Source organism: Synechococcus sp. R5-12, assembly GCF_047502655.1.
GTDB lineage: Bacteria > Cyanobacteriota > Cyanobacteriia > Thermostichales > Thermostichaceae > Thermostichus.
This window is the reverse complement of record NZ_JANSIM010000218.1, coordinates 1-4,793: the sequence shown is the minus strand read 5'-3', so window position 1 is coordinate 4,793 and position 4,793 is coordinate 1. Positions and strand designations below refer to the sequence as shown.

General features: G+C 60.5%; 3 protein-coding genes. All 3 read left to right on the top strand.

Going from position 1 to position 4,793, the window contains the following annotated elements; genetic code table 11:
- Nucleotides 1-162 precede the first annotated feature (162 nt).
- A complete protein-coding gene (gene bchD, locus NW843_RS11160; RefSeq protein ID WP_414522973.1) occupies nt 163-2,181 on the top strand; it encodes a magnesium chelatase ATPase subunit D in 2,019 nt (672 codons plus the stop codon).
- A gap of 125 nt (nt 2,182-2,306) precedes the next feature.
- Nucleotides 2,307-3,035, top strand: a complete 729-nt coding sequence (locus NW843_RS11155; RefSeq protein ID WP_414416874.1) for a DUF2993 domain-containing protein — start codon at nt 2,307-2,309, stop codon at nt 3,033-3,035.
- Nucleotides 3,036-3,621: 586 nt separating this feature from the next.
- A complete protein-coding gene (locus NW843_RS11150; RefSeq protein WP_414413709.1) occupies nt 3,622-4,683 on the top strand; it encodes a sensor histidine kinase in 1,062 nt (353 codons plus the stop codon).
- Nucleotides 4,684-4,793 lie beyond the last annotated feature (110 nt).

Genomic DNA, 4,793 nt, shown 5'->3' with positions numbered 1-4,793 from the left:
TCAGCAAAGTTCAGGGTTTTGGGGGTTAGAGGCATGCTCCCCAGAAAATCTCAGTTGCAAAGGCGGTGCGGAGCACTCAAGCGATAGACTGGGGTGTACAGCTCCCGCTCCGCTGCGAATCTGCTCGATTGAACCGTTGCTCGCCAAGCCTACCCGCCAACCATGGGATCCGCAACTCTATCCGCTCCTTGTACCTTTCCCCTCACCGCTGTAGTGGGGCAACAGGCGGCCAAGCTGGCTCTGCTGCTGGCAGCAGTGGATCCCAGCCTAAGGGGTGTGGTGCTGGTGGGGCCTCGCGGCACCGCCAAGTCGGTTTTGGCCAGAGGGATCCACGCCTTGCTACCGCCCATCGAGGTGATTGCGGGATCCTATTGCAACGACGATCCAGCGCAGCCGGATACCTGGTCCGACTGGGCCAAGGCTCGCTACCCAGCCGGAGAGGTGCCGCCCACCCAAGTGATATCGCCCCCCTTTGTCCAGGTTCCCCTGGGCGTCACCGAAGATCGGCTGCTGGGATCCGTCGATGTGGAGGCCTCCATCAGGCAGGGGGAAACGGTCTTCCAGCCAGGGCTCTTGGCTGCTGCCCACCGGGGCGTGCTCTATGTGGATGACATCAACCTCTTGGACGACGCCATCGTCAACTTGTTGCTGACGGTGGTGGGGGATGGGGTCAACCGCCTGGAACGGGAGGGGCTGAGTCTGCAACACCCCTGCCGGCCTCTCTTGGTGGCCACCTACAACCCCGAAGAGGGATCCCTGCGCCCCCACCTGCTGGATCGCCTGGCACTGGTGGTGCCGGTGGGGCAGGAGCTGAGCCTAGAAGAGCGAGGGGAAATTGTCCAACGGGCAACGCAATTTGTCGATGCTCCCGAGCCCTTCCTGGCCGAGCACCAGGCGGAACTGGAGGAAATCCGCACCCGCATCCTCCTGGCGCGGGAGTGGCTGCCCCAGGTCAAGCCGCAGCGGGAACAGATCCACTACCTGGTGCAAGAGGCCATCCGCGGCAACGTCCAAGGGCACCGGGGAGAACAATTTGCCCTGCGAGCCGCCTGTGCCCTGGCAGCTCTGGAAGGACGGGATCGCCTGTTGGCCGAGGATCTGCAGCAGGCCGTGCAACTGGTGCTGCTGCCCCGCGCCCGTTACGACCCCGACCAGCCCCCCCCTCCCCCCCCGCCACCATCCCAACAGTCGGATCCCCCGCCGCCGGATCCCGACAAGGATGGGGAAGATAGAGAGGAAACGGATCCCCAACCGGAAAACCTGAGTCTGCCGGAAGAGTTTTTCTTCGAGCCGGAGCGCATTGCCCTCGACCCGCGCCTGCTGGCCTTTGCCCAGTCCCTCAACCAACAGGGGAAAACGGGATCCCGCAGCCTGGTGTTCAGCGCCGACCGAGGCCGCTACGTCAAGCCCATCCTGCCCCAGGGATCCAACCCCCGCATTGCCGTCGATGCCACCTTGCGAGCTGCTGCCCCCTATCAGAAAAGCCGCCGCCAGCGGCAACCGGGACGTAGCGTGATTGTGGAGCCGAGCGATATCCGCGCCAAAAAGCTGGTTCGCAAGGCCGGAGCCCTGGTGATCTTTGTGGTGGACGCCTCCGGCTCCATGGCCCTCAACCGCATGCAAGCGGCCAAAGGTGCCGCCCTGCGCCTGCTCACCGAGGCTTACCAAAACCGTGACAAGGTGGCCCTCATCGCCTTTCGTGGGGAAACTGCCGAAGTGTTGCTCCCCCCCACCCGCTCCATTGAGCTGGCCCGCCGCCGTCTGGAATCCCTGCCCTGTGGCGGGGGATCCCCTCTCGCCCATGCCCTCACCCAAGCCGTGCGCATGGGAGTCAATGCCCGCACCGCTGGCGATGTAGGTCAGGTGATGCTGGTGGCTCTCACCGATGGCCGGGCCAACATTCCCCTCAGCCGCTCCTTGGGACGGAGCGACAGCAAAAGCCAGTTGGGAGCGGATCCCATCGACCTGAAGCAAGAGCTGCGGGAGATCGCCCTGCGCATCCGCGCCCTGGGGTTGAAGCTGCTTTTGATCGATTCCCAAAGCCGCTTTGTAACCACCGGCTTCAGCGCCGAGCTGGCGGAATTGGCGGGCGGACGGTACTTTCATCTGCCCCGTGCCACCGACCAGGGGATCGCAGCCGTGGCCCGCTCGGCTATGCAGGAGGGACGCACCTACCCCTGAGAGAACAGCCTCTCCGTCGGCGGAGGTTGTAACTTTTCTTAATGGTTGGTTATGATCCCTGTAGGCGCTCTTTACCTTTTCCCATGGCTACAGGACTCCTGCCCCAACTTTCCCTGCAGAATCCCATGGCTGTCGATTGGGTTAGCCGAGGGGTAGGCGCAGCCATTCGTGCCCTCTTTAAGCATGCAGAGCGGCTGGAGGCGCGCGTGCGAGTGGAGCCTGTTGCCAAATTGTTGCAGGGTCGTATCGACAGCTTTGAACTGTTGGGCCAGCATCTGCAGATGTACAACGGCCTGAGGCTTTCGGCTCTGGAGCTATTCTGCAATGCGGTGGCCATCGATTTCAGCCAAATTTGGCAGGGGAAGATCAAGCTGCGCCAGCCAGTACAGGCCACAATGCGCGTGGTGCTGAGCGAAGACGATCTGGCGCAATCGTTTAACACACCTTTTGTGCTGAACAGGCTGGCCCTGGTGGGACAGGATGGCAGCCCCCTATCCTTCCATCACGTCCATATCAGCATCACCCCGGCGCGACGACTGCAATTCCAGGCAAACGTACAGCAGGGAGAAGCCAGGGCTTTCCGCGTCGGTTTTTCCGCCCAAGTTGAGGTGCTGGAGCGGCGTCGCATCCGCTTTACAGATCCGGTGTTTGAAAGCGGTACAGAAGAGGAGCTAGCCTTGAGCCAAGCTTTGGTACGCTGCCTGAATGAGCTTCTGGATTTGGATCGGCTCGCCTTGCGAGGCACTGAGCTGCGGGTAGACCGGGTGAACTTGCAGCCCCAGCAGATGATCCTATACGGCAGCGCCACCCTGGCCCAATTTCCCACACGCCAACCCCAATGGGAAAGTGCTTGACAGCCTTTCAAAGGGCGGCTACGCTCAATAATGGTGAGGAGTGAAGAGAAGAAGCCTCTGGGGTCGAAACACGGACAGACTCCCAGAGGTTTTTTCATGCCTCAGGAGCTTGAGAGCTCCGCTCTGCCCCTCGATCTTGATCTGTTGAACTTGTAGTCCTTTGACCCAAACTGGGACACTACACCCAAAACGTTGGTCGCGTCGTCGCGTCAGCGTTGCCGAGCAATAATGCATGCGGCCAAAGGCTTTTCTCAATGGCCCAGGCGCCTCACCCTAACCTGAAACGACTATGATTGCTCAACGTTGGTTACGCCTGGGGATCAAGCTGTCTTTCTTTGCCGTGATGTCCACAGCTTTGCCAACCGGAATACGGCGCGGCTTCTCTAAAGAATGGGGTAGCTGGGTATCCTAAAAGCGGGGGTTACGGCATCCTTCTTTATTCATGGGGATGAAGTGGCTCAAGACATAACGGTCATTCTAAGACCTAGGAAAGAACTCTTCAGCCTTGACCGTGAGGGGATGTTTATTCTTTGCCTACGGTTGGTTCACTATTCAAGCAGGTCTTGTCAAAGCGAGCACACCGAGTTTGAAACAGCAACTACTCCGCCTACTTGAGTTTTGGCGCCGCCGCTTTCCCCACAGCTTGCGCACCCAGGTGGCATTGGTCATTGCCAGCCTTTCGTTCGTCCCCAACTTGGTTTTCATCCTGTCGGTGCAGTGGATCTGGCCCGACACGCAGTTCAGCACTGAAGGGATCCTCCTGCTGCTGCTGTGGATCCCGTTGCTGGCGGTGCTGTCGGCGGTGGTGGGCTATGCTCTGTCCTCCATGATTTTGCGCCCCCTCACCCTGCTGGCCCGCGAGTTGGCTCATTTGGAAACCTTGATTAACCAGCCCGCCCGTTGGAATCTGCTGCTCCGCCCCGGGGATCCCCAGGAAGCCCTGATCTTGCGGCAGGCTTTTGCCCAGTTGCTGCGCCAGATCCAGATCGATCAAATGCGGCGAGAAGCCTTTACCGCTACCCTCGTTCACGACCTCAAAACCCCCCTCATCGCCTTTGGGCACCTGCTGAGCGCCTTTAAACAGGATCAACAGCTCGAGCCGGAGCAACGTCGCGCTCTGCTGGATCGCATCCTGCAGGAAAATCAACACAATCTCTCTCTGGTGCAGAAAATGGTGGAGGCTCACCGCCTGGAGCGGGGAGAGATCGAGTTGCATCCTCGGCCTTGTGATCTGGGATCCCTGGCCAGAAAGGTGGCCGAGCGCATGGGATCCCTGGCCCAGGAGCGGGGGATCGATCTGCGAGTCGAAGGAGAAGGGTGGGGCAACGCCGATGAGGCAGAGCTGGAGCGGGCGCTGGTGAATCTGGTGGACAACGCCTTGCGCTACGCACGCCATGCGGTGGTGTTAATCGTCAGCCCCCACCAGATCCAGGTGCAGGATGATGGCCCCGGCTTGCCGGCTCCCCTAGAAGAGTTGGCCCAACCCTACGTGACCCAGCCCATTCACATTGCCGGCCACCACTACCCAACCGGCTCAGGAGGTCTGGGGCTATATATCGCCAGGCGCATCCTGCAGGCCCACGGGGGGGACTTGCGGTTGGTCGAGACGGGATCCCAAGGGACTGCTCTAGCCCTGGTGTTGCGCTAACCCAATAGATTGGTGCTGAACAAGACTGGTGTAGTCATTTTAAGTGACATACTCCCGCACTCATGTTGATGCAAAGCGCTCCGCGCCGCTAAAGCGAGAGAGTGCGGGCT

What these genes read in the sequence shown, in the direction of transcription:
- NW843_RS11155 (WP_414416874.1), top strand. Translation starts at nt 2,307, where the DNA reads ATGGCTGTCGATTGGGTTAGCCGAGGGGTAGGCGCAGCCATTCGTGCC.
- bchD (WP_414522973.1), top strand. Translation starts at nt 163, where the DNA reads ATGGGATCCGCAACTCTATCCGCTCCTTGTACCTTTCCCCTCACCGCT.